A 23,933-nucleotide genomic window follows, 5' to 3' on the forward strand; every position below is an offset into this window, starting at 1 on the left:
CCGCCTTTGTCCACCGCGTGTTCGCGAGGCCGAGAGCCCGCGTCCCGCAGCCTTTGTGCGCGCCGAAAGGCGCTGATGGAGAGACCCCGATGGCTACCCAGCGTATCCTTGACTTCCTCGCCACCCGACGTCCGAACGGCCCTTGCCTCGTCGTCGATCTCGATGTCGTGCGCGACAATTTCCGCGCCTTCGAGAAGGCGCTTCCCGATTCCAAAATCTACTATGCGGTGAAAGCAAACCCGGCGCCGGAAATCCTGCGCCTCCTTGCTGCGATGGGCTCGTCCTTCGACACCGCTTCCGTTGCCGAAGTCGAGATGGCGATGGACGCCGGTGCGCCGGCGGACCGCATCTCCTTCGGCAACACCATCAAGAAGGAGCGCGACATCCAGCGCGCCTTTCAGCTCGGAATCCGGCTGTTCGCGGTGGACTGCGTCGAGGAGGTCGAGAAGATAGCTCGCGTTGCACCCGGCGCCCGGGTGTTCTGCCGCGTGCTGACCGACGGCGAAGGCGCCGAATGGCCGCTGTCGCGCAAGTTCGGCTGCGTGCCTGATATGGCGGTCGACGTGCTGCGCCATGCGAGGACGCTCGGGCTCGACGCCTATGGCGTGTCGTTTCATGTCGGCTCGCAGCAGACCGACCTGACCGCCTGGGACCGCGCGCTCGGCGATGCAAAAAAGGTGTTCGCGTCGCTCGCCGAGGAAGGCATCGTGCTCAAGATGGTCAATATGGGCGGCGGCTTCCCGACCCGTTACCTCAGGGATGTGCCGGTGGCACAGGCCTACGGCCAGGCGATCTTCTCGGCGCTGCGCAAGCATTTCGGCAACGCGTTGCCCGAGACCATCATCGAGCCGGGCCGCGGCATGGTCGGCAATGCCGGCGTCATCAAGTCGGAAGTCGTGCTTATCTCGAAAAAGGCCGACAACGACAATGTGCGCTGGGTGTTCCTCGACATCGGCAAGTTCGGCGGTCTCGCCGAGACCATGGACGAGGCGATCCGTTACCCGATCGTCACCGCGCATGACGGCACGGAGACCGCGCCGTGCGTGCTCGCCGGTCCGACCTGCGATTCGGCCGACGTGATGTACGAGAAGACGCCGTATCCGCTGCCGCTGTCGCTGACCATCGGTGACGAGGTGCTGATCGAGGGCACCGGCGCCTACACCACGACCTACGCCTCGGTCGCGTTCAACGGCTTCGAGCCTCTCCGATCCTACGTGATCTGACGGTTCGAAAGAGCCGATCAGATCACCCCCGGGTGGGCGCCCGTCGCCCACCCGGGTTCGCCTGTGGAACAATCCGCTCGTGAAGGATCGCGGAAATGGACGTTGTAGATTTCATTGTTGAAGACGCTGCGGGCTGGCAAATCTCCCCCCTCGAGGGGGAGATGGCCGGCAGGCCAGAGGGGGTCGGTCCGGCTGACGCGACCTCTCTTGGACCGCATGACGTCGGCGCTTCACGCGCGGCGACCCCCTCTGTCGCCCTTGGCGACATCTCCCCCTCGAGGGGGGAGATTGCCGGCGCTTTTGCCATCGTCGCCGAAACCGCTGCCGACGTCCCGGCGCGCGAGGCTTTGCTCGATCGCGCCATGGGGCCGAAGCGCAGGAAAAAATCATCGGAGAAGCTGCGGCGTGGCCGCCGGCCTTCGGAAGGCCTGGCCTTCGTCGCGCGCGATGCTTCGGGCGCTGTCACCGGCACCGTGCGGCTGTGGGATGTCGTGCTGGGTGAGGGCGGTCGGGCAGCCCTTCTGCTTGGCCCGCTCGCAGTCGATCCGACCATCAAGAACGCCGGCATCGGCTCGGCGCTGATGCGCCATGCGATCGCCGAAGCCGCGCGTCTCGGCCACGCTGCGGTCCTCCTGGTCGGCGACGCGCCCTATTATGAACGCTTCGGGTTCTCGGCGGAGAAGACCGGCTCGCTGGCCATGCCGGGCCCTTATGAACGGCACCGCTTGCTGGCGCTCGAACTGGCGGAAGGCGCGCTCGCCGGCGCGCAGGGCACGCTGAAGGCGGCAGGGCGCAAGCTGAAGGCACAGCGGCTGCCGCTCGCTGCCTGACGGATCGGAAACGAGCCGCCGCCCAACGGGCGGCGTCTTCTTTTTAGCCCGGGTCGGAGTGGATCAGCCGATCAGTTGGCTCAACGCCATGGCGACGCTCATGTCGCCTTCGACCTTTATCTTGCCGGACATGAACGCCATAGTCGGGTTGAGATCGCCTGCGATCAGCGACTCCAGATCATCAAGCGAAAGTTTTATGGTGCAGTCGGCCGGCGCGTCGGTGGTCGACACATCAGCGCCGTCGATAACGATGACACCGTCACCGCCGGTATCGAACTTCACGGAACGGTCGAACCCGGCACTCGCCACGCGCGCACTGATCTTGTCGGCAATTTCCTGAACGCCCATAGCCGTTCTCCTCGTCTCGTTGCGTTTGTCGCACATTGGTACTGGGGCATATCGATCTGGCCGAAATCGCCGCCTTGTGCATTTCGCGATCACGGTCGCTGGCGCATATAGCTTTGGGTTGACGTTTACGTCAACGCGGTTCGCCGAGAGGGAGATGGGTTTTATCGCCGCAGCGTAGCCGGCCGTCCACGCTACCTGTGGCGGCCGGTGTTGCGGTTGCCATGCGATGTCGCCCAGCGTATCAGGCCCACTCCCCATGATTTTTCGGCGAGCCGCTCCGGTGCTTTCCAGAAACGATCCAAAAGTCTATGCCCGCCGGCTTCGCGCAGTGCTGATCAGATCGCTGCCGCTGCTCGAAGCGCGCGGCATCGTCGTCGTCATTCTGGCCGGCTCGGTCGGCGTAATGGCTGGCGCGTTGGTCACGGGAATGAGCCAGCTGGTATTATACCTGCACGAACTGCTGTTCGGCGTTCAGCCCGGCGGGCGGCTTTCTGCTATGTTTTCGCTGCAGAAGCCGGTACAGGCGCTGATACCGGCGATCGGCGGTATCCTGCTCGGGCTGACGGTGATCTGGCTGCGAGTGCGAAAGTTCCGCACCCCTGTCGATCCGATCGAAGCCAACGCGCTCTATGGCGGGCGCATGTCGCTGACCGACACCTTCATCATTGCCGGACAGACGATGATTTCGAGCGGCTTCGGAGCGTCAGTCGGGCTGGAGGCCGGCTACACGCAGGTCGGTTCCGGCCTGGCGTCGCGGCTGGCGCGGTTCTTCAGGCTCCGCCGCAACGATGTCCGCATCCTGGTTGGCTGTGGTGCGGCCGGCGCGATCGCCGCTGCCTTCGACGCGCCATTGACCGGGGCGTTCTACGGCTTCGAGCTGGTCATCGGCATCTACTCGGTCGCCAATGTCGCGCCTGTCATGACCGCCGCAGTCTCCGCTTCGCTGACCGCCGAGGTCTTTGGCGGCGTTCCGTTTCCGCTGGAGCTCTCCGGTCTGCCGGAGCTCACCGCCAGTCAGTATTTGCCGTTCCTGCTGCTGGGACTCCTGGGCGGCGGCGCTTCCATAGCGGTCATGCATCTGGTGACACTGGTCGAACGCGGCTTCGCGCGATTGTCGATCGATGCCTCTCTGCGCCCCTTCATCGGCGGCTGCATCGTCGGGCTCCTGGGGTTGATCACGCCGCAGGTCCTGTCCAGCGGCCACGGCGCGTTGCATCGCGAATTCGCGATGAACTACGGGCTGGCCGTGGTCACCAGCGTTTTCCTGCTCAAGCTGGCGGCGTCGGCCGTCTCGCTCGGCTCGGGCTTCCGCGGCGGATTGTTCTTCGCATCGCTGTTTCTTGGTGCTCTGCTCGGCAAGATGTTCGCCGAGGTCATGGCCGTCGTCTCGCCGGCGACCGGTATCGATCCCGCGGTCGCGGCTGTCGTCGGCATGACGTCGCTTGCCGTCGGCGTCGTCGGCGGCCCGTTGACGATGACGTTCCTGGCGCTGGAATCGACCCGCGACCTGACACTCACCGGAGTGGTGCTGGCTGCCTCGATCATGGCGGCGATCCTGGTGCGCGAAACCTTCGGCTATTCTTTCTCGACGTGGCGTTTCCACCTGCGCGGCGAGACGATCCGCAGCGCGCATGATGTCGGCTGGATGCGCAGCCTGACGGTCGGAAGCATGATGCGAAAGGATGTCCGTACCATCAATGCCTCTGCGACGCTTGCGACATTCCGCAAGGAGGTGCCGCTTGGTTCGGCCCAGCGCGTCATCGCGGTGGATGCGGGCCAGCGCTATATGGGCGTGCTGATCGTCGCCGAACTGCACAGCGATCTGTCCGACGGCGAGACGCTAGTGCTGTCGCTCGCCAGGTTCAAAGACGCCGTGCTGGTGCCAACCATGAACGTGCAGTCGGCCGCCGAGACCTTCCAACGCGCCGGCGCCGAGGAACTGGCGGTCGTGGAGGATTTCACCGACCGCGTCGTCGTCGGGCTGCTGACCGAAGGCCATTTGATGCGGCGCTATGCCGAGGAGCTCGACAAGGCAAGGCGGGATCTGTCGGGCGAGGGCTAGGACGGGCCGAGCGGCATGCCTGGGCTGTCACGTCGTGAACAACACGATGATGATCGCAGATGTGACGGTCGGTAGCCGTCGTACCAAAGTCTGGAGCTCTAGCGGACATTCCTCCGGTGGCTTGTTTGCCCAAGCCGGCAATCAGGGCAGCTATGGCCACCAATCAGGGCAGTTATGGTTTGCGTCATTTAAACAGACGAGGACATTGGCCAAGCCTGTCCCTAGCGTGGGCCTGGCCTCATGCGCTCGGAAGTGATGCAAACGGGACCATGACGGCAGATTTCAAAGAGCGGTCATCTCACGCGGCGACCGCACGTTCAGGGGACGGTGGATGGCCCGTATTCGGGAGGCGAGGATCGAGACCCCCCTGATGGCGCTACAATCGGGGATGTTCAGTGATGAAAATTAAAAGTCTGATCAAGCGTGCCGAGAAGGTCGATAGAGCGTTCAAGGAGCTCGAAGCCGATTTGGCGGATGCGTTCGATGAGTGTCTCAACCTGGACGACCAGTCGTCGGTCGAGGCCGGCCCGCTTGAGAATCTCGCGGCAAAAAATGACAACTCTCAGTCTGACGGTACGGACGAGACCGCACGGCGGCTGACTTCCCATGCACAGACCCGATTGGCTGCGTTAAACGCTGTCGATGGGCTCTTCGACGATGCCCGGGAGTATCTGGAGGAGATCAACACGAAATTGTCGGAGATCGCGACCTCGCATCATCTGACAGGCGAATTCCTGAAGCTGCTTCACGGGGACATTCTTCGCGCCAACGAACTGGAACTGGCAAATGTCAACCTGACCACGCAGCAAAGAGTGCTGTCGGAGCAGCTCCATGATGCGACCAAAAGGCAGCGCGAGCGCGAAAGCGTCGTCGAGACCCTGCAGCAGCGCGAGACGAGCCTGGTCGAGGACAAGGAGGCACTTCGCGGCGCGCTGGCTGCAGCGAGGCTGGAACTCGTCGTGGCAGGCAATGCGAGCGCAGAACGCGAAGCGGAGTTCGGCGATCTCGTCAAGACGCTTTCTGCCAGAACGGCCGAGGTCAACAGATGCTCACGCGAGAACGAGATACTGCGGGAAAAACATGTCAGCCTTTCTATCGACCTCGACAAGGCGCAGAAACGGGAAGCTGAGGCGCGGCACAGGCTGGATGAACTCTCGGCGATTCATGCCAGTGATGCCACGCGACTTTCGGAACTGCTGGCTGCGCTCGGCAAGAGCGAGAAAGAGGAAATGCGGTTGCAGAAATCGCTCGATGTCGCGCAAGCGAAGCTGTCGGAAATGGCGGAAACGGCCCGCCTCGTGGAGGGTGACAGGGAAGCGGAGCGTGCACGTAGTTTCGCCGAGATCGGCGGCCTGCGCTCTGAAATCCGCAATCTCCAATCGCGATTGGAGATTGCCTCGAACGAGAACAGTCAAGCCGCCAGCGAGATCGCCAAGCTCAAGGCTCAATGGGCTGACGCTGTGACCGAAAAGCAAATTGCGGAGGAAAGGTTGTCTGCTCTCAGAAAGGAGCACGAAAACGACAAGATGAATCTTTCTACGGTGAGCGCGAATTTTTCGCAGCTTTCCCTGCAGCAGGCATCGGAACAGATACAGTTCGATGTCCAGAGGCAGGAGTGCGAAGATCTGCGAGCCGAAGTCGCGTTGCTCGATGCCAGGGTCAAGGAGCTGTTGCCCTATGAGCGCCTCCACAAGGTCACAAACGCCAGACCGCATGAAGACAGCGTGGTCGAGCTCACCGGCGTCGTGGCGGAGAAGGCCCGCGCCACAAGCCGGCGACGCGTTCGCACGAGCCTGCGCGCCGCATCCTGACGCGCAGGGTGGCCACATAAAGCGGTTCATCGTCTCACGGAAACGCCGGACCGGCCTATCTCTTGTTTATACGTAATTCCCCGGGCAAAGCGCTAAGCGCTTTTCCCTGAAAAACCGTTTCACATTTTTCCTGGAATTGCTCAGTGCTCGATCGGTCCTTTGGGCATGACGATTGCCGTGCCGGCGGTTGTCGGACGCTCGATCATGCGGCGGACGCGCGGCGGCTCGTCGCCGCTATGGAGCGCCCGTATGCGCTCGCCGATGACCGCGTCGGCATGGGTGGCCCGCTTATTGTGGCGGATGTATTCGAGCCATGTCGGCGTGTGATAGTGCTCGATCCATATTGCGGGATTTTCAAGATCGCGCGCCAGCGTCCAGTTGCGGGCGCCGTCACGGCGGCGAATGCGGCCGCGTTCGGCCATGGTGGCTAGGAATTCCGGCACGTCCTCCTCGCGGATGACGTACTCGATCATGATGGCGATAGGGCCGCTGCGCGGCTTGAGGTCGAGCCCAAGATGCGGCTCCTTGAAGCGGTTGAGTGGATCGAGGTTGAGCACCGCATGCTGCGGCAGCGGTAAAAGCAGGCCGATGGCGCCGCCCGCCAGCATCGCCACGCTTGCCGCGATCAGCGCGGTTTCGGCGCCATGCGCGTCGGCCACGACGCCCCAGATCCAACTGCCGAGCGCGATGCCGCCGAAGGTTGCCGTCTGATAGACCGAGAGCACCCGGCCGACCACCCAGCGCGGCGTCGACATCTGCACCGTGACGTTGAAATGCGACAGCGCGAGCACCCAGCAGGCGCCGCCGATGAGCAGTCCGAGCGAGGTCTGCCAGGCTTGGTCGCTGACGGCGGCATTGAAGGCGCAGAGCGCGAAGCCGCCGAATGCCATGCGCACCATCGTCTCGCTGGACAGGATCTGCCTCAGCCGGACGCTGATCAGCGCGCCGCCGACCGCGCCGATACCGAAAGCACCGAGCATGATGCCGTAGGTCAAGGCGTCGCCCTTGACGACATCGCGCGCCACCAGCGGCAGCAGCGCCAGAACCGCGCCGGCGCTGAAGCCGAAGGCCGCACCCCTGACCAGCACCTTGCCGATATTGGGCGACATGGCGACGTAGCGCAGGCCGGCGCCCATCGCCGCGCCCAGCGTCTCGCGCGGCAGTGTCGAGGCCGGCAAGTCGGGCTTCCAGCGGGCCAGCACGATGATAAGCCCGACATAGCTCAATGCGTTGGCGGCGAAGGCCGCGGCGGCCCCCGCAGCGGCAACGATGATGCCGCCGATCGCCGGGCCGACGCTGCGCGTCAGGTTGAAGCCCAAGGAGTTGAGCGCGACGGCCGCAGGCAGCTTGGCGCGCGGCACCATGTCACCGACCGAGGCCTGCCACGACGGGTTGTTGAGCGCCGTGCCGCTGTCGATCAGGAAGGTGAAGGCGAGCAGCGTCCACGGCGTTATCAAGCCAAGGTAGGTGAACACTGTCAGCAGAACCGAGACCACCAGCATAAAGATCTGGGCAATCAGCATGACCTTGCGCCGGTTGAAGCTGTCGGCGATCGCACCGGCAACCAGCGCAAACAGCATGATCGGCAAGGTGGTCGAAGCCTGGACCAGCGCAACCTGGTAGGGCGAGGTGGCGATGGTGGTCATCATCCAGGCGGCGCCGACGCCCTGGATCAGACCACCGAAATTCGAAACCAGACTGGCGGACCATACAGCGCGAAAAATGCCATGCCGGAACGGCGCCAGCGCCGAGACGCGTTCGCTGTCCGGCTCGTCGTCGATCATGGATGCTTCCCCGACTTCAAATGCCGCCTTCTTCCAGAATCGATGCCCTCATTCCATTCTTTCAAAGTAGTGCATGACTTGGCAAAGGGCGAACGCCTTTTCAAAGAAGATCATGGTCCAACAACAGGATAGCGGACGCTGCAACAAGTCAGCGACCATCCTTGCAGGCAGCGTGAAGCGCTTCGGTGAGGTGGCCGACTTTGGGCCCGCCGACGTGAGGACGCAGGAAAAGTTCCATGCCGATCAGCCACAACCTGGACGGTCATCACGCCTCGCTGCGGCGTCAACGCTGCGGTCTGCGTTCTGGGCAAAGCTGCGCCGAGCACTGGCGCGCCGGTTTGGTGGGCCTGGTGCCGGCTTACTGCTTGTCTTCGAATCCGGTCAGCACGCCGACGGCGTTGATGCCGATTTCCTCGACGGCATAGCCGCCTTCCATGACGAACAGCGTCGGCAGGCCAAGCTTGGCGATGCGGCGGCCGATCTTGGGATAGTCGGTGCTTTTCAGCTTGAACTTGCTGATCGGGTCCTTCTCGAACGTGTCGACGCCGAGCGAAACGACGACGACATCGGGAGCGTAAGCCGCAAGTTTCGCGCAGGCGTCTTCCAGCGAAGCATTCCAGGCGTCCCATGAGGTGCCGAACGGCATCGGATAATTGACATTGAAGCCCTCGCCGGGCCCGGCACCGCGCTCGTCGGCATGGCCAAGGAAGAACGGATACTCCGTCATCGGGTCGCCATGCAGGTTCAGCACCTGCACGTCGTCGCGGCTGTAGAAGATCTCCTGGGTGCCGTTGCCATGGTGGTAGTCGACATCGAGAATCGAGACGCGCTTGGCGCCCTGGTCGCGGAACCATTGCGCGGCAACGGCGGCGTTGTTGATGTAGCAATAGCCACCCATGAAGGAAGCACCGGCGTGATGGCCTGGCGGACGGCAGAGCGCGAAGGCGGAGGTCTCGCCGCCCTTGACCAGCGCGGCCGCGGTCAGCGCCACGTCATAGGACGACTTGATCGCATCCCAGGTGCCTTCGACGAAGGTGGCGCCACCGTCGAAGGAGTAAAAGCCAAGCAGCGCGTCGATGGTTCTGGGGCGCACATCACCTCGTAGGCCACGCGTCGGCCAAGTGAAGGGGATGGCCGAGCCCGCCCGGCCGGACGCCTCCCAGAGCGGCCACACGGTTGGCAGGAAATCGATGTAGTCGCTGGTGTGCACCTTCCTGGCGGCAGCGAGATCGTGAGTGTCGGGTGGCAGGATCGGGCCGAGCTTTTCGCTCTCCAACCTCGCCTTGATGAACTCGGCGCGCGAGGGCTTCTCGAAGGCCGGCACGATGGCGCCTGAAATGAGCTCGAAATTGCCGGCGTGACCAGCGTGGAGAGGTGAGAAAACAGTCTTCATCTTGCGGGCCTGGTTCGCTCTTCGAGTTGCGTATTTGTCATTGACGGACTGCTTTGTGGCAGAGAGTTTCAGCGCCGCCAAGAGGTATTCCAGACCGTTGTTGCAAGTGGCAGCAGACGGCTTGCCAGACGCCAATACTCTGCTAGCCTAGGCTCAAACGGGAGAAAATTATGCCGCCATCGGCCGATCTGATCGTCGAGAACGCAAGCATATTGACGATGGATCCCGATACTCCCCGTGCCGAAGCCATAGCCGTCAAGGATGGTGAGATCGTTGCGATCGCAGATCGCGCCACTGTGCTGGAGCACAAAGGCTCCGGCACACGCGTCATCGATGCCGGCGGCGGCTCCGTTGTGCCAGGCTTTATCGAAGCGCATATGCATCTCTTCGGCGGCGCGGCCGAGCTCGATCATCTCCAGCTGATGGGCGTCCACGGTTTCGAGGCGCTTTGCGACGCTGTGCGCCATTATGCCGCAAAGCGGCCGGACCTGCCCATCCTGCAGGCGCAAGGCGCCGACTACACCATCCTGTCGGCAGCCGAGCGGGTCAACCGCCATCACCTCGATCGTATCCTGCCGGACCGGCCCTTCGTCATGGCGGCGCCGGACCACCACACAATGTGGGCCAACACCAAGGCGCTGGAATCGGCCGGACTGCTTAGAGGCAAGCAGCTTGGCCCGGGCAACGAGATCGTCATGGGCGACGACGGGCTGGCCAGTGGCGAATTGCGCGAGGGCGAGGCTTTCGGGCCGTTGATCGCGTTGGCCGGCGAGGATCGCGTGCGGCTCGGTTTGGCCACCGGCGGTGAGCCGGACCCAAAGCCGACGCCGGCGGAGCAAGCTTCGGACCGGGCGATCATGCGCCGCGGACTGGAATGGTGTGCCAGGCACGGCATCACATCGATCCAGAACATGGACGGCAATTTGCACCAACTCGAACTCCTGTCCGAGATTGAGGCCGAAGGTGGCTTGCTGTGCCGCGTGCAGGTGCCGTTCCATTACAAGAACTTCATGACGCTCGACATGCTCGAAAAGGCGTCGGCGATGTCAGAGCGCTACAAGGGCGAATGGCTGTCGTCGGGCATGGTCAAAGTGTTCTATGACGGCGTGCTCGATTCATGGACGGCGGTGATGGTCGAGCCTTATGCAGACCGTCCGGATTGGGTGGGCGAGCCGCTTTTTACGCCCCAGCAATTCATCGATCTTGCCGTGGCCGTCGACAGACGCGGACTGCAGATGGCGGTGCACTCGATCGGCGACGGCGCCGTGCGCGCCGTGCTCGACGGCTACGAGGCGGCACAGAAACAAAACGGCAAGCGCGACAGCCGGCATCGGGTCGAGCACATCGAGGTGGTCACCGCCGCCGACGTGCCGCGCTTCGCCAAACTTGGCGTCATCGCCTCGATGCAGCCGCCGCATCCGCCGGGCAGTATGGGCTTGCCGCTGGAGCCGACGGTGTCGCGCATCGGGCGCGCCCGCTGGCCGTTGAGCTATGCGTGGCGGACGCTGAAGAATGCCGGCGCGCGCGTTGTCTTCGCTTCCGACTGGCCGGTATCGCCGATCGATCCGATCCTGGGCATTCAGGCGGCAGTGCTGCGCAAACCATGGGCAGACGGCGATCCCGACCAAAGCTTCTCGCTGCACGAATCGCTCGCAGGCTACACGGTGGAAGGCGCCTATGCAGAGTTCATGGAGCATCGCAAAGGCCGTCTGAAGCCAGGCTATATGGCCGATCTCGTGGTGCTCTCGGCCGATATCGAGGCGACCGCACCGGAAGCGCTGCATACAGTGCGGCCGGTGACGACGATCTGCGGCGGCAAGATCACTTATCAGGCATGACGGTGGCACAGTAATTGCGTTCTGAATCGACATTCAGATGTACGCTTGCCAAGCTGCGCACCGTGTGCTGACAATCGAGTGGGAACTGGATCCGCCATAAGAGCGGACACAAGAATGGGGTAATCGTGCCGGAACAACCGGGTAAAAGTGCAATTGAAATTCGTGGCGTCCGCAAGGTATTCGGTACCGGGGGGTCACAGGTCGCCGCTCTCGACACGGTTTCGGTGTCGATCCGCGAAAACGAGTTCTTCACGCTACTTGGTCCATCCGGCTGCGGGAAGACGACGCTTTTGCGGCTGATTGCCGGCTTCGACTTTCCGAGCGCCGGCGAGATATTGCTGCATGGCCAGGACATCGCCCCGCTGCCGCCATTCAAGCGGCCGGTCAACACCGTGTTCCAGAACTATGCGTTGTTCCCCCATATGACGGTGGCCGAGAACATCGGCTTCGGCCTCGAAATGCTCGGCAAGCCCAAAGCCGAAGTGAAGGCGCGGGTCGCCGAGATGCTGAAGCTGGTCAAGATGGAAGCACTCAGCGGCCGCCGCACCAGCCAGATATCGGGCGGCCAGCAGCAGCGCGTGGCGCTGGCCCGGGCGCTGGCGCCGCAGCCGAAGGTGCTGCTGCTCGATGAGCCGCTGTCGGCGCTCGACTTCAAGCTGCGCAAGGAGATGCAGATCGAGCTGAAGCGGCTGCAGCACGAGACCGGCATCACCTTCATCTTCGTCACCCACGACCAGGAAGAAGCGCTGACCATGTCGGACCGCATCGCGGTGATGTCGTCGGGCAAGATCCTGCAGGTCGGCACGCCTTGGGACATCTATGACAAGCCGGCGGAGCGCTTCGTCGCCGACTTCATCGGCGAGACCAATTTCCTGACCGCGGCGATAACAGGCATGGCCAACGGCAAGGCACGAGCAACGCTCAAATCCGGCGCGACGATCGACGCAACCGTGGCTGAGGGCTTTCAGCCGAAGGACAACGCCACCGTTGTGGTCAGGCCGGAACATGCCAAGCTGACCAACGGCAAGGCCGACCTGTCGGGCACGGTCGAAAACATCGTCTATTTCGGCACCGACACGCATATCCATGTTCGCCTGGACAGCAGCGAGGCCTTCACTGTGCGCCAGCAGAACACGCGCAGCGCAGGCTGCGGTTTCGAACGGGGAGACAAGGTCGGCATTTCGATCGGCAACGATGCCGCACAAGTGCTGAGGGACTGATGGCGAGCGCGGAAGAAGTCGCCAAGGAAGCCGAACGCAGAGATATCCGCGATCGCTGGCTTCTGTCAGCGCCGGCACTGATCATCATCTTTCTGGCGGCAACCGGCCCGCTGCTGATCGTCGTGATCTACTCGTTCCTGACGCCGGGGCCTTATGGCGACGTGGTGTGGAAATTCTCCACCGACGGCTGGCTGTCGGTGGTGATGCAGCGCGACATCTTCGACGACACGCTGGCCTTCGCCGACGCGCATCTGTCCATCTTCTGGCGCTCGGCCAAGCTGTCGTTTATGACAACGATCTTCACGCTGCTCTTTGGCTTCCCGACCGCCTATTTCATCGCCACCCGGCCCGCGCGGCAGCGCGAGATCTGGCTGTTCCTGATCACCATCCCCTTCTGGACCAATCTGCTGATCCGCACCTTCGCCATCCAGGAGGTGATCCGCAACGAGGGCATCGTCAATACGGTGCTCATCAAGCTCGGCATCATCAGCCAGCCGATCCAGATGATGTTTACCGATTTCGCGCTGATGGTCGGCATGACCTATGTCTATCTGCCGCTGATGGTGCTGCCGCTCTATGCCAGCATGGAAAAGATCGACTTCCGGCTGGTCGAGGCGGGTTACGACCTCTACGCCAACCGCTTCCAGGTGCTGAGGCGGGTCATCATCCCGCTGGTCAAGCCTGGCATCATCGCCGGATCGATCCTGGTCTTCATCCCGGCGCTGGGCGCCTATGTCACCCCGCGCGTGCTCGGCGGGTCGAAGAATATGATGCTCGGCAATCTGATCGAGCTGCAGTTCGGGCAAGGCCGTAACTGGCCGCTCGGCTCGGCGCTGTCGATCTCGCTGATGGCAATCGTGATGGTGGCGCTGCTCTTTTATGTCCGCTCCGCCGGGCGTCAGGGCGGCACGCATGGGTAGCCGCTTCGACATCCGCCGGCAGACCGGCTTCACGGCCATCGCGATGATCTGCTTCTTCGCGCTTTACCTGCCGATCATCACGGTTGTCGTCTATGCCTTCAACGCGGGCAGTTCGATCGCGATCTGGGAAGGCGTGTCGCTGCGCTGGTTCTACCAGGCCTGGAACAACAACCAGGTTGTCGACGCCTCGATCCGGTCGCTGCAGATTGCTTCGGTCGCGGCGACTATTGCGACGATCGTCGCCACCATGGCCGCGCTTGCCACGACCCGGACGAAGCCATATCCCGGCCTCGGCTTCAAATACGCCTTCATCAACCAGCCGCTGATGGTGCCGGAAATCGTCACCGCGGTGGCGCTGCTGATCTTCTTTTCGCGCATCAAGATCTGGACCGGCTATTCGGGGTTGGGCTACCTGATGGCCGCGCATACGGCCTTTTGCATCCCCTTTGCCTATCTGCCGATCCGGGCGCGGCTCGAGAACATGGATCTCACGTTGGAGATCGCTGCGGCCGACCTGTACGCGACACCCTGGAAGGCTTTTCGGCGCGTCACCTTTCCGCTGCTCTGGCCAGGCATCCTTGCCGGATTGATGCTGGCCTTCGTCATCTCGCTGGATGATGTCGTCATCACGGAGTTCGTCAAGTCCGGCGGCCAAGATACGTTGCCGACTTACATGCTCGGCCAGTTCCGGCGCGTTATCACACCGGAAATCAACGCGATTTCGACGGTGTTCCTGCTGATCTCGATCTTGATCGTCACCGTCTTCTTTTTCATCAGCAGGAAAAAGGATCAGGAATGATATCAGCTGTAACAGGAGAGAAACGATGAAGTGGAAACTGGCCGCGACGGCGCTCGGCGCCGCGCTCCTCGCCTCGGCGGGTATTGCCCGCGCCGATGGCGAACTCAACATTTACAATTGGGGCAATTACACCAGCCCCGATCTCATCAAGAAATTCGAGGAAAAATTCAAGGTCAAGGTGACCGTCACCGACTACGATTCCAACGACACGGCGCTCGCCAAGATCAGGCAGGGCGGCAGCGGCTTCGACATCGTGGTGCCCTCGGCGAGCTTCGTGCCGATCTGGATCGAGGAAGGGCTGCTCCTGGAAACGGAGCCCAACAAGATGGAGAACTTCAAGAACATGGAACCGAAATGGGTCGATGTTCCCTTCGATCCAGGCCGCAAATACACCGTGCCATGGCAATGGGGTACAACCGGCGTGACGGTCAACACTTCTGTCTACAAGGGCGATCCCAACACTTCCGCCATCTTCATGGACCCGCCGCCGGAACTGGTCGGCAAGGTCAACGTCGTTCCCGAAATGGCCGATGTCATGCATCTCGCCATCAGATATGTCGGCGGTGAGCCCTGCACCGGCGACAAGGAGGTGCTGAAGAAGGTGCGGGATGCACTGATGGCAGCCAAGCCGAAATGGATTTCCATGGACTACGGTTCTGTCGAGAAGTTCTCCAAGGGCGACTTCGCGGCCGGCGTCGACTGGAACGGTGCCTCCTTCCGGGCCCGCTTGCAGAACAAAGACATCGTCTATGGCTATCCAAAGGAGGGTTTTCCGATCTGGATGGACAACGTCGCAGTGCTGAAGGACGCCAAGAACGTAGAAAACGCCAAGCTGTTCCAGAACTTCATCATGGAGCCCGAGAACGCAGCGCTGATCTCGTCTTTCGCGCGCTATGCCAACGGCATCAAGGGATCGGAAGCCTTCATGCCTGAGGACATGAAGACGGCGCCGGAGGTCAACATCCCCGCCGAGTTCGCTGACAAGGGCAAATTCATGCTGAGCTGCGCACCCGACGTCCAGGCGCTCTACACCAGGATATGGACCGAGCTGCAGAAGTAATCGCAGCATCGTGGGACCCGGCGGGAAGCGCCGCCGGGTCTTCAAAGCAAAAACCTTCGACAAGACCCGACGTCCGGTCTGTGGCTGGACGCAGCTGGAGTTCGCCTGGAATGACCGATCTCGATCTTTGCTACATGCCGGCAAGCGAGGCGCTCAAGCGCTTTAAGGCGAAGAAGCTCTCACCGGTCGAGTTGATGGAAGCGGTCATCGGCCAAGCGGAGGCGACGAAGGACAAGATCAACGCTTTCACCAACACGCATTTCGACGAGGCGATGGCGCTGGCCAAGAAAGCCGAGGCGAAATACGCCAAAGGCAAGAAGACCGGCCCTCTGGAGGGGCTGCCCGTAGGCATCAAGGATGAAAGCTATATCAAGGGCAGGCCGACCACCGGCGGCTCGCTGATCATGAAGAACTTTGTAGCCGATACCACCTCGACCATGAACGAACGTATTATCGAGGCTGGCGGCATCGTCCATGCACGCACGGCGACGCCGGAATTCTCCTGTGCGGCCTATACCTGGTCGAGGCTGTGGGGCGTCACCCGCAATCCGTGGAACCCCAAGTTCACACCCGGCGGCTCGTCGGGCGGCTCGGCCGCCTCGCTCGCCTCCGGCACATCGTCGATCGCCACGGGTTCCGATATAGGGGGTTCGATCCGCATCCCGGCATCGGCCTGCGGCGTCGTCGGCTACAAGCCGCCCTATGGCCGCAATCCCGACGACCCGCCGTTCAACCTCGATTTCTATTGCCACACTGGGCCGCTGGCGCGGACGGTCGAGGACGCGATCCTGCTGCAAAATGTCATGACCGGCCCCAGCCCGCTTGACATAGCCTCGCTCCGGCCGAAGTTGACGCTGCCGACCAAATTCAAGCCGATCAAGGGCTGGAAGATCGGCTATTCGATGGATCTCGGCGGCTTCGAGGTCGATCCGGAAGTGGTGAAGAACACGAAGAAAGCGCTCGATGCGTTCCGCTCACTCGGTGCCGAGGTCGAGGAGGTCGATTTCGGCTGGGGACCGGAGGTCCTGGAGGCCGGGCTCGCTTATCTGAACCATTTGTTCGGTGCGTTCCTGTCGAAGCTGCTGCCCGACCATGCCGACGAGATGACGACCTATGCCCGCAAATTCGCCGAGGAGGGGGCTGGTTCCAAGGCGACCGATTTCGTCGGCAGTTTGGAGGTGGCCGGCCGCATGTATTTGACGCTCGGGCCGCTGCTCGAAAAGTACAATGTGCTGATCTGCCCGACCACGGCGCTGCCGTCGGTTCCGGCCGAGCATGACCAGTCAAAGGACGAGATCAGGATCAACGGCAAGCTGGTCAATCCCTCGCTGGGCTGGGTGATGACGACGCCGTTCAACATGATGAGCCGCTGTCCGGTGCTGTCGGTTCCATCCGGCCACCCGAAGAACGGCGTGCCGACCGGCATCCAGATCATCGGCCGCACCTACAGCGACGAAGATGTGTTCCGCGCCGGTATGGCCTATGAAAAAGCAGTTGGTGGCTGGTACGGAGAAATGGCGCGCCGGCCGAAACTATGACGGACGGCACTGAAAACCAAAAGGCCGTCGGGACACCGCGGGACGACACTTCCCGGAGCATGCAATGACATCCTACCGCAACAGCGAACCGGTGCCGCCGATCATGCAGGGCTCGCCGCCCAACATGGTGCCGCCGAGGCTCGACTGGGACAGGGGCCCTTGGAACCGGTGGGCGTTCCAGCACATCCGCGAAATTCTGCCGACCGTCGAGGTCTGGCGCGGCAATGGTCATCGCCGCCGGCTCGAGCGGGCCGACGTTGATCTCGATGCGCTGCGGGTGGGCGACAGCACAGGTCAGCCGACGTCGCTGGCCGGGCTGCTTGACGAAACCTATACGGACGGGTTCCTCGTGCTCAAGGACGGCAAGATCGCCTATGAGCGCTATTTCAACGGCATGACCGACCGCACGCTGCATCTATCGCAGTCGATGGCGAAATCGGTCACGGCTTCGGTGTTCGGCATACTGGTCGGGCGCGGCCTGATCGAACCGGCCTTGCCGGTGACGACCTATCTGCCGGAGCTTGGCGCCACCGCCTGGGCCGGCGCCAGCGTGCAGCATGTACTGGATATGACGACAGGCGTGCGTTTTTCCGAGGAATATACCGACCGCTATTCCGATATCGGCCAGGTCGATGTCGCCAGCGGCTGGAAACCGGTGCCGCCGGGCAGCGATCCGACCTTCGAGTGGCCGTCGCATATGTTCGAATTGATCCTGGGGCTGAAGGAGACAAGCCGGCCGCATGGTACCGTGTTCGAATACCGCTCGATCGAGACCGACGTGCTTGCCTTCATCATGGAGCGGGTAACCGGCAGGCGGCTGGCGCAACTGGTTTCGGAAGAACTCTGGCAAAAGCTCGGCGCGGATGAAAGTGCCTGCTTCACAGTCGACAGCGCCGGCTACGCCATCGCCGATGGCGGCTTCAATGCCACGCTGCGCGACTATGGCCGTTTCGCCCAACTGATCCTCGACAATGGCGCCGGCGTGATGCCGGCCGACTGGATCGAGGCGACGCGCAGCGGCAGGCATGGACCGGACTTCAATCCCAGCCTGCCGGAAGGCAGCTACCGCAACCAATTCTGGATCGAGGACCCGCGTTCACGCGCGCTGATGTGCCGGGGCGTGTTCGGGCAGCTGATCCATATCGACTGGGACACGAGGATGGTCGTGGTGAAGCTTTCGAGCTACCCGGATTTCACCGACATCGCCTATTCGGTGGCGACGATGAAAGCCGTCCACGCCATCGCCGCCGCGCTGGCCTAAGTTTCAAGAAAATCGGAAGGAAAAGCCATGGCCGGCAAGACCGCATTCGAGACCAGATATGGTTTTGCCCGCAACCAGGTGCTGCTGGGCAACTGGCGCCAAAGCCCGTTCAGCCGGTGGTCGTTCCAGAATGTCGGAGAATTGGTGCCAAGCGCACGTGTCGCAGCCGTGCCGGGCAGTGGCGAAACAGCGGTTCAGGATTTCGGTGGGCTGCTTGACGAAAAGGTCGCGCTGGCAGGCGGCTCGGAGACCGTGGCCGCCTTTCTCACGCGTTCCGATACTGACGGGCTGACGATCATGAAAGGCGGCAAAATCGTCGGCGACTGGTTCGCACCGCATATGGAGTACGGCGCGCGCCACATCATCTTCTCGATCAGCAAGTCGCTGACCGCCATTCTAGCCGGCATATTGGAAGGCGAGGGGGTTTTCGATTTGCAGGCGCCGGTGACCCGCTATCTGCCGGAAGCCGCCGGCTCGGCGTATGGCGATGCCAGCGTGCGGCATGTGCTCGACATGTCCGTCAGCCTCGACTTCGAAGAAGCCTATCTCGATCCGGAGAGCGCCTTTGCCCGCTATCGCCGCGCGACGCTGTGGAATCCGGGCGGCGGTACGGAGAGCCTGGCGGCCTTCATCCTGACCCTGCAGCACCTGGCTGAACCGAATGGCCGGACGTTCCGCTACCGCTCGCCCAATTCCGACCTGCTCGGCATCCTGCTCGAACGCGCATCCGGCCAGCGTTTTGCCGAGCTGATGCGCGAGAAATTGTGGCTGCCGCTTGGTGCAACGAGCGAAGCGTCGGTGACGGTCGACAGGGAAGGCACGGCGCGTACGGCCGGCGGCATTTCGGTGACGCCGCGCGACCTGGCGCGGATCGGGGAGATGATGCGGCAGGGCGGCATGGCCAATGGCCGGCGCATCGTGCCGGAAGCCTGGGTGCGCGACACTGTCAGCACAGGCGGAGATACTGAGGCCTGGCAGCGTGGCACGATGGCTTTCCTCTTCCCGCAAGGCCGCTACCGAAACAAATGGTATCAGACCGGAGCGGCAAGCGGCGCCTTCTGCGGCATCGGAATCCACGGCCAGTGGCTCTATGTCAATCCGACGGCCGAGGTCGTGATCGCAAAAATGTCGTCGCAGCCGGAGCCGGTGGACGAGCCGCTCGATGTCGATACGGTCGCTTTCTTCGAAGCACTGAGCCGGATGGTCTGATCCGATCCAGGCAACCCGCAGCACTGCAGCTTTCCTGTGGACCTGTCGGCGTGATCGAAAACGATGCGGTTGGCGGAGCGACGCTCTGCGCCTATGGTCGCCGCTCTTTTCGATAAGGACAACAGGAACGATATGGCATCCGACATCAAGCGCATCGCAGCAATCATAGCAGCCGAGATCGCCGCCCGGCCCGAACAGGCCGCGGCCGCGATCGGGTTGCTGGACGAAGGCGCGACAGTGCCGTTTGTTGCGCGCTATCGCAAGGAGGTCACCGGCGGTCTGGACGACACACAGTTGCGCCTGCTTGCCGAGCGGCTCGCCTATCTGCGTGAACTCGATGCACGCCGCGACACCATCCTCGGTTCGATCCGTGAACAGGGTAAGCTGACCGAAGAGCTCGAAACCAAGATCGCGGTGGCCGCCACCAAGGCGGAACTCGAAGACATCTATCTGCCCTATAAGCCGAAGCGCCGGACCAAGGCGGAGATCGCGCGGGAGCGTGGCTTGGGATCGCTGGCCGAGGCCATCCTCGCCGACCGGGCGGCGGTGCCCGGCGAGCTAGCGTTGGCCTATGTCGGCGCAGAGGTGGCCGATGCCAAGGCAGCGCTTGAAGGCGCGCGCGACATTCTGTCCGAACAGTTCGCCGAGAATGCTGACCTGGTCGGCAGACTGCGGACCTACATGAAGGAACGTGCTTTCATGCGGTCACGCGTCGTCGACGGCAAGCAGGAGGCAGGCGCGAAATTCTCGGACTATTTCGACCATGTCGAGCGCTGGGCCAACGTGCCGAGCCATCGCGCGCTGGCGATGCTGCGCGGCCGCAACGAAGAGGTGCTGTCGCTCGACATCGAAGTCGATGCCGACGATGCGTCGCCGGTGAAGCCGGTCGAACGGATGATTGCCGACGCCTACGCAATCGGCCGCCAGTTGCCGGGAGACCGCTGGTTGATGGAGGTGGCGGGCTGGACCTGGCGCATAAAGCTGTCGCTGCATCTGACACTCGATTTGATGCGCGATCTACGCGAGCGGGCCGAGGAAGAGGCGATTCATGTCTTTGCCCGTAATCTGAAGGATTTGCTGCTGGCAGCACCGGCCGGCTCGCGGGCTACCATGGGGCTCGATCCCGGCATCCGCACCGGGGTCAAGGTGGCGGTGGTGGACGGCACCGGCAAGCTATTGGCGACGACGACGGTCTATCCGTTTCCGCCGAGGAACGATGTGCGTGGCACGCAGGCCGAACTGGCGAAGCTCATCCGCTTGCACAAGGTCGAGCTGATTTCGATCGGCAACGGTACCGGCAGCCGCGAGACCGAAAGGCTGGTCGCCGACATGCTGGCCGACATGCCTGCCGAGTCCGGGCCGAAGCCGCTCAAGGTGATCGTCAGCGAGGCGGGCGCCTCGGTCTATTCGGCTTCAGCGACCGCGGCGGCCGAATTTCCCGGCCTCGACGTGTCGCTGCGAGGTGCGGTGTCGATCGCGCGGCGGCTGCAGGATCCGCTGGCCGAACTGGTCAAGATCGAACCGAAGTCGATCGGCGTCGGCCAGTATCAGCATGACGTCGATCAATACCGGCTCGGCCGTTCGCTGGAAGCGGTGGTCGAGGACGCGGTCAATGCCGTCGGCGTTGACCTCAACACCGCCTCGGCGCCGCTGCTGGCGCGGGTTTCGGGCCTTGGCGCATCGTTGGCCGAAGCGATCATTGCGCATCGCGATGCGACCGGTCCCTTCTCCAGCCGTCGAGACCTGCTGAAGGTGGCTCGGCTCGGACCCCGCGCGTTCGAGCAATGCGCCGGCTTCCTGCGCATCCCGAACGGCAGCGAACCGCTCGATGCCTCGGCCGTGCATCCGGAAGCCTATGGTGTGGCCAAGAAGATCGTCGCCGCCTGTGGGCGGGACCTCCGCTCGCTGATGGGCGACAGTGCGGCGCTGAAGGCGCTCGATCCGCGTGTCTTCGTCGATGAGCGGTTCGGCCTGCCGACGGTGCGCGATATCCTGGCGGAGCTGGAAAAGCCCGGCCGCGATCCGCGGCCCGGTTTCAAGACAGCGACCTTTGCCGATGGCGTCGACGACATCAAGGATTTGAAGCCGGGCATGCTGCTGGAAGGCACCGTCACCAATGTCGCCGCGTTCGGCGCCTTCGTCGACATCGGCGTACACCAGGACGGATTGGTGCATGTCTCTCAACTGGCCGACCGTTTCGTCAAGGACGCGCATGAGGTGGTGAAAGCCGGCGACGTGGTCAAGGTGCGTGTCGTCGAGGTCGACATCAAGCGCAAGCGCATCGGCCTGTCGATGCGTAGGGATGGTGACGGCGGTACACCGAAACCGCGCGACAATGGCAGCAGACCGGTGCCGCGCGCGCCGGCGCCGCAGCGTCAGCCGGAGCGCCCGGCAGGGCAGGGTGCATTCGGCGCCGCGTTGGCGGATGCGTTGAAGCGGAAATAACTACTTCTCCGGCAGTACATGGCCCAGCAGCCAGTCGCGAAAACTGGCGACCGGCGGATGGCCGCGCTTGTCGTGCGGCACGACGAGATAGTAGGCGCTGCGGCTCTGCATCGGCCGACCCGGAGCCGGCACGAGCTGGCCGCGCTGTAGCTCGCCTGCGATCAGGATCTGCGGCAATAGCGCCACGCCGAGCCCGGCCATGCAGGCCTGGGCGGCGGTGCCGAATTGTTCGAACTGCATGCCCGGCCCGGTCGGCGCGCTCAGGCCCTGATGCTCGAACCATTCGGTCCAGGCGCCGGGGCGGGTCGCCATATGCAGCAGCGGCAAGCGGCCGATATCGGCCGGCGTGGCAATCGCGCGGCCGGCCAGGAATTCGGGCGAGACCACCGGCGCGACCGTCTCGCGGACCAGCAGTGTCGAGTCGGCATCCGGCCAGTCTGGCAGGCCGTAATGGATCGCCGCGTCGAGCCTCTCGCGGGTGAAGTCGAAGCGGCCGATGCGAGTGACGAAGTTGATCGTGATATCAGGGTTGTTTTCGACGAAATCTGGGATCAGCGGCATCAGCCAGCGCGTGCCGAAGGTTGGCAGTATGGCCAGGTTCAAGATGCCAATATGCCGATTACTCATCAATCCGAGTGCTGCGTCACGCAACTGGCCAAGGGCGGCGCGCACTGCTTCGGCATAGATTTCGCCAGCCGTCGACAGCCGGACATTGCGGCTGTCGCGGTCGAGCAGCCGCCTCCCGAATTGGTCTTCCAAAAGCCTGATCTGCCGGCTGACGGCGCCTTGGGTCAGATCGAGCTCCTGCGCGGCGGCGGTAAAGCTGCCCAGCCGGGCCACGGCCTCGAAGGCGGCAAGGGCGCTGATACCAGGTAAGAGGCGGCGCTGGACACTCATGATCCATTACTAACGCTCATTGATTGGCGACGCAATTTCGTTTGATTTTTTTGAGACGGCGGCCGATAAGCCGGGCACTTCAAGATTTGTAAGGACCGAGAGACATGGCCGCCGAGAAGAACGCTTTCGTCTGGAACGATCCTTTCCTGATCGAGGACCAGCTTTCCGAGGACGAGCGCATGGTGCGCGATGCTGCGGCGGCGTTTGCCGCCGACAAGCTCGCTCCCAGGATCGAGGAAGCCTATCTCGAGGAAAAGACCGACGCCGGGATCTTTCGCGAGATGGGCGAGGCCGGGCTGCTCGGCATCACCATTCCGGAGGAATATGGCGGGCTCGGCGCCAACTACGTCACCTACGGGCTGGTGGCGCGCGAAGTCGAGCGCATTGATTCCGGGTATCGCTCGATGATGAGCGTGCAGTCGTCGCTGGTGATGTATCCGATCCATGCCTATGGCTCGGAAGCTCAGCGCAAGAAATATCTGCCGAAGCTCGCCAGCGGCGAATGGATCGGCTGCTTCGGCCTGACCGAGCCGGATGCCGGTTCCGACCCGGGCGGCATGAAGACGCGCGCGGAGAAGACCGCAAACGGCTATAAGATTTCCGGCTCGAAGATGTGGATTTCCAACGCGCCGATCGCAGACGTGTTCGTCGTCTGGGCGAAATCGGTTGCACATGACAATGAGATCCGCGGCTTCGTGCTGGAAAAAGGCATGAAGGGGCTGTCGGCGCCGAAGATCGGCGGCAAGCTGTCGCTGCGAGCATCGATCACCGGAGAAGTGGTGATGGAAGGCGTCGAGGTCGGCGAAGAAGCGCTTCTGCCCAATGTCTCGGGCCTGAAGGGCCCGTTCGGCTGCCTCAACCGGGCCCGCTACGGCATCTCCTGGGGCGCGATGGGCGCGGCGGAAGATTGCTGGCACCGAGCTCGCCAATATGGCCTCGATCGCAAGCAGTTCGGCAAGCCGCTGGCCGGCACGCAGCTGTTCCAGAAGAAGCTAGCCGACATGCAGACCGAGATCGCGCTTGGCCTACAGGGCAGCTTACGCGTCGGGCGGCTGATGGATGAAGGCAAGATGGCGCCGGAGATGATCTCGATCGTCAAGCGCAACAATTGCGGCAAGGCGCTCGACATTGCCCGCCAGGCCCGCGACATGCATGGCGGCAACGGCATCCAGATCGGCTACCACGTGATGCGCCACGCGCAGAACCTGGAGACTGTGAATACCTACGAGGGTACGCATGACGTGCATGCACTTATCCTCGGGCGGGCGCAGACCGGCTTGCAGGCGTTTTTCTGA

The 23,933-nt window shown here is 62.9% G+C and carries 18 protein-coding genes; 14 read left to right on the top strand and 4 right to left on the bottom strand.

Annotated features, from left to right (window positions below; all coding sequences use genetic code 11):
• Positions 1 to 89: 89 nt before the first annotated feature.
• Together odc2 and NKH73_RS15995 are read left to right on the top strand one after the other, a co-directional pair.
• Complete coding sequence (gene odc2, locus NKH73_RS15990) at positions 90 to 1,223, top strand: ornithine/lysine decarboxylase (protein ID WP_352933171.1); 1,134 nt, start codon at positions 90 to 92, stop codon at positions 1,221 to 1,223.
• Positions 1,224 to 1,384: 161 nt separating this feature from the next.
• Entirely contained in the window at positions 1,385 to 2,053 is a 669-nt protein-coding gene (locus NKH73_RS15995; protein WP_502893945.1) for a GNAT family N-acetyltransferase, read from the top strand.
• A gap of 63 nt (positions 2,054 to 2,116) precedes the next feature.
• Here NKH73_RS15995 and NKH73_RS16000 read toward each other — a convergent pair whose 3' ends face one another.
• Positions 2,117 to 2,401, bottom strand: coding sequence for an SCP2 sterol-binding domain-containing protein (locus tag NKH73_RS16000; protein ID WP_127293338.1), 285 nt, complete (start codon positions 2,399 to 2,401; stop codon positions 2,117 to 2,119).
• Between the two features lie 280 nt (positions 2,402 to 2,681).
• Here NKH73_RS16000 and NKH73_RS16005 point away from each other — a divergent pair, with 280 nt between their 5' ends.
• Both NKH73_RS16005 and NKH73_RS16010 read left to right on the top strand, forming a co-directional pair.
• Positions 2,682 to 4,463 carry a chloride channel protein gene (locus NKH73_RS16005; protein WP_352933174.1) on the top strand — a complete coding sequence of 594 codons (1,782 nt, stop codon included), beginning with the start codon at positions 2,682 to 2,684 and terminating at the stop codon, positions 4,461 to 4,463.
• Positions 4,464 to 4,861: 398 nt separating this feature from the next.
• Entirely contained in the window at positions 4,862 to 6,274 is a 1,413-nt protein-coding gene (locus NKH73_RS16010; RefSeq protein ID WP_352933176.1) for a coiled-coil domain-containing protein, read from the top strand.
• Between the two features lie 140 nt (positions 6,275 to 6,414).
• Here the strand turns inward: NKH73_RS16010 and NKH73_RS16015 are convergent, their stop codons facing one another.
• Entirely contained in the window at positions 6,415 to 8,058 is a 1,644-nt protein-coding gene (locus NKH73_RS16015) for an MFS transporter (RefSeq protein ID WP_352933178.1), read from the bottom strand.
• 358 nt (positions 8,059 to 8,416) lie between these two features.
• Positions 8,417 to 9,451 (bottom strand): histone deacetylase family protein, encoded by a 1,035-nt coding sequence (locus NKH73_RS16020; protein WP_352933180.1) that lies wholly within the window; start codon positions 9,449 to 9,451, stop codon positions 8,417 to 8,419.
• A 170-nt stretch (positions 9,452 to 9,621) separates the two neighbouring features.
• On the opposite strand from NKH73_RS16020, the gene NKH73_RS16025 reads away from it, so the two are divergent.
• From NKH73_RS16025 to NKH73_RS16065, 9 genes are all read left to right on the top strand, one after another.
• Complete coding sequence (locus NKH73_RS16025) at positions 9,622 to 11,289, top strand: amidohydrolase (RefSeq protein ID WP_352933182.1); 1,668 nt, start codon at positions 9,622 to 9,624, stop codon at positions 11,287 to 11,289.
• A gap of 125 nt (positions 11,290 to 11,414) precedes the next feature.
• On the top strand, positions 11,415 to 12,509 hold the full coding sequence (locus NKH73_RS16030; protein WP_352933185.1) for an ABC transporter ATP-binding protein: 1,095 nt from the start codon (positions 11,415 to 11,417) through the stop codon (positions 12,507 to 12,509).
• On the top strand, positions 12,509 to 13,429 hold the full coding sequence (locus NKH73_RS16035; protein WP_126105157.1) for an ABC transporter permease: 921 nt from the start codon (positions 12,509 to 12,511) through the stop codon (positions 13,427 to 13,429). Before NKH73_RS16030 ends, NKH73_RS16035 begins: the two co-directional genes overlap by 1 nt.
• Positions 13,422 to 14,228: an ABC transporter permease gene (locus NKH73_RS16040; RefSeq protein WP_352933189.1), complete on the top strand. Its 807-nt coding sequence runs from the start codon at positions 13,422 to 13,424 to the stop codon at positions 14,226 to 14,228. The genes NKH73_RS16035 and NKH73_RS16040 overlap by 8 nt, the downstream gene beginning before the upstream one ends.
• A gap of 25 nt (positions 14,229 to 14,253) precedes the next feature.
• Complete coding sequence (locus tag NKH73_RS16045) at positions 14,254 to 15,288, top strand: extracellular solute-binding protein (RefSeq protein WP_352933191.1); 1,035 nt, start codon at positions 14,254 to 14,256, stop codon at positions 15,286 to 15,288.
• A gap of 110 nt (positions 15,289 to 15,398) precedes the next feature.
• Complete coding sequence (locus tag NKH73_RS16050) at positions 15,399 to 16,826, top strand: amidase (protein WP_352933193.1); 1,428 nt, start codon at positions 15,399 to 15,401, stop codon at positions 16,824 to 16,826.
• A gap of 64 nt (positions 16,827 to 16,890) precedes the next feature.
• Positions 16,891 to 18,087, top strand: coding sequence for a serine hydrolase domain-containing protein (locus NKH73_RS16055; RefSeq protein ID WP_352933194.1), 1,197 nt, complete (start codon positions 16,891 to 16,893; stop codon positions 18,085 to 18,087).
• A 27-nt stretch (positions 18,088 to 18,114) separates the two neighbouring features.
• The gene (locus tag NKH73_RS16060; RefSeq protein WP_352933195.1) at positions 18,115 to 19,296 is read left to right on the top strand and encodes a serine hydrolase domain-containing protein; all 1,182 of its coding nucleotides are present in this window, start codon (positions 18,115 to 18,117) and stop codon (positions 19,294 to 19,296) included.
• A 132-nt stretch (positions 19,297 to 19,428) separates the two neighbouring features.
• Positions 19,429 to 21,741 carry a Tex family protein gene (locus NKH73_RS16065; protein ID WP_352933197.1) on the top strand — a complete coding sequence of 771 codons (2,313 nt, stop codon included), beginning with the start codon at positions 19,429 to 19,431 and terminating at the stop codon, positions 21,739 to 21,741.
• Here NKH73_RS16065 and NKH73_RS16070 read toward each other — a convergent pair whose 3' ends face one another.
• Entirely contained in the window at positions 21,742 to 22,638 is an 897-nt protein-coding gene (locus NKH73_RS16070; protein WP_352933199.1) for a LysR family transcriptional regulator, read from the bottom strand. It lies immediately after the preceding gene.
• 104 nt (positions 22,639 to 22,742) lie between these two features.
• Here NKH73_RS16070 and NKH73_RS16075 point away from each other — a divergent pair, with 104 nt between their 5' ends.
• The gene (locus NKH73_RS16075) at positions 22,743 to 23,933 is read left to right on the top strand and encodes an acyl-CoA dehydrogenase (protein ID WP_352933201.1); all 1,191 of its coding nucleotides are present in this window, start codon (positions 22,743 to 22,745) and stop codon (positions 23,931 to 23,933) included.

This window comes from Mesorhizobium sp. M0938, from assembly GCF_040319125.1.
Taxonomy (GTDB): domain Bacteria; phylum Pseudomonadota; class Alphaproteobacteria; order Rhizobiales; family Rhizobiaceae; genus Mesorhizobium; species Mesorhizobium robiniae.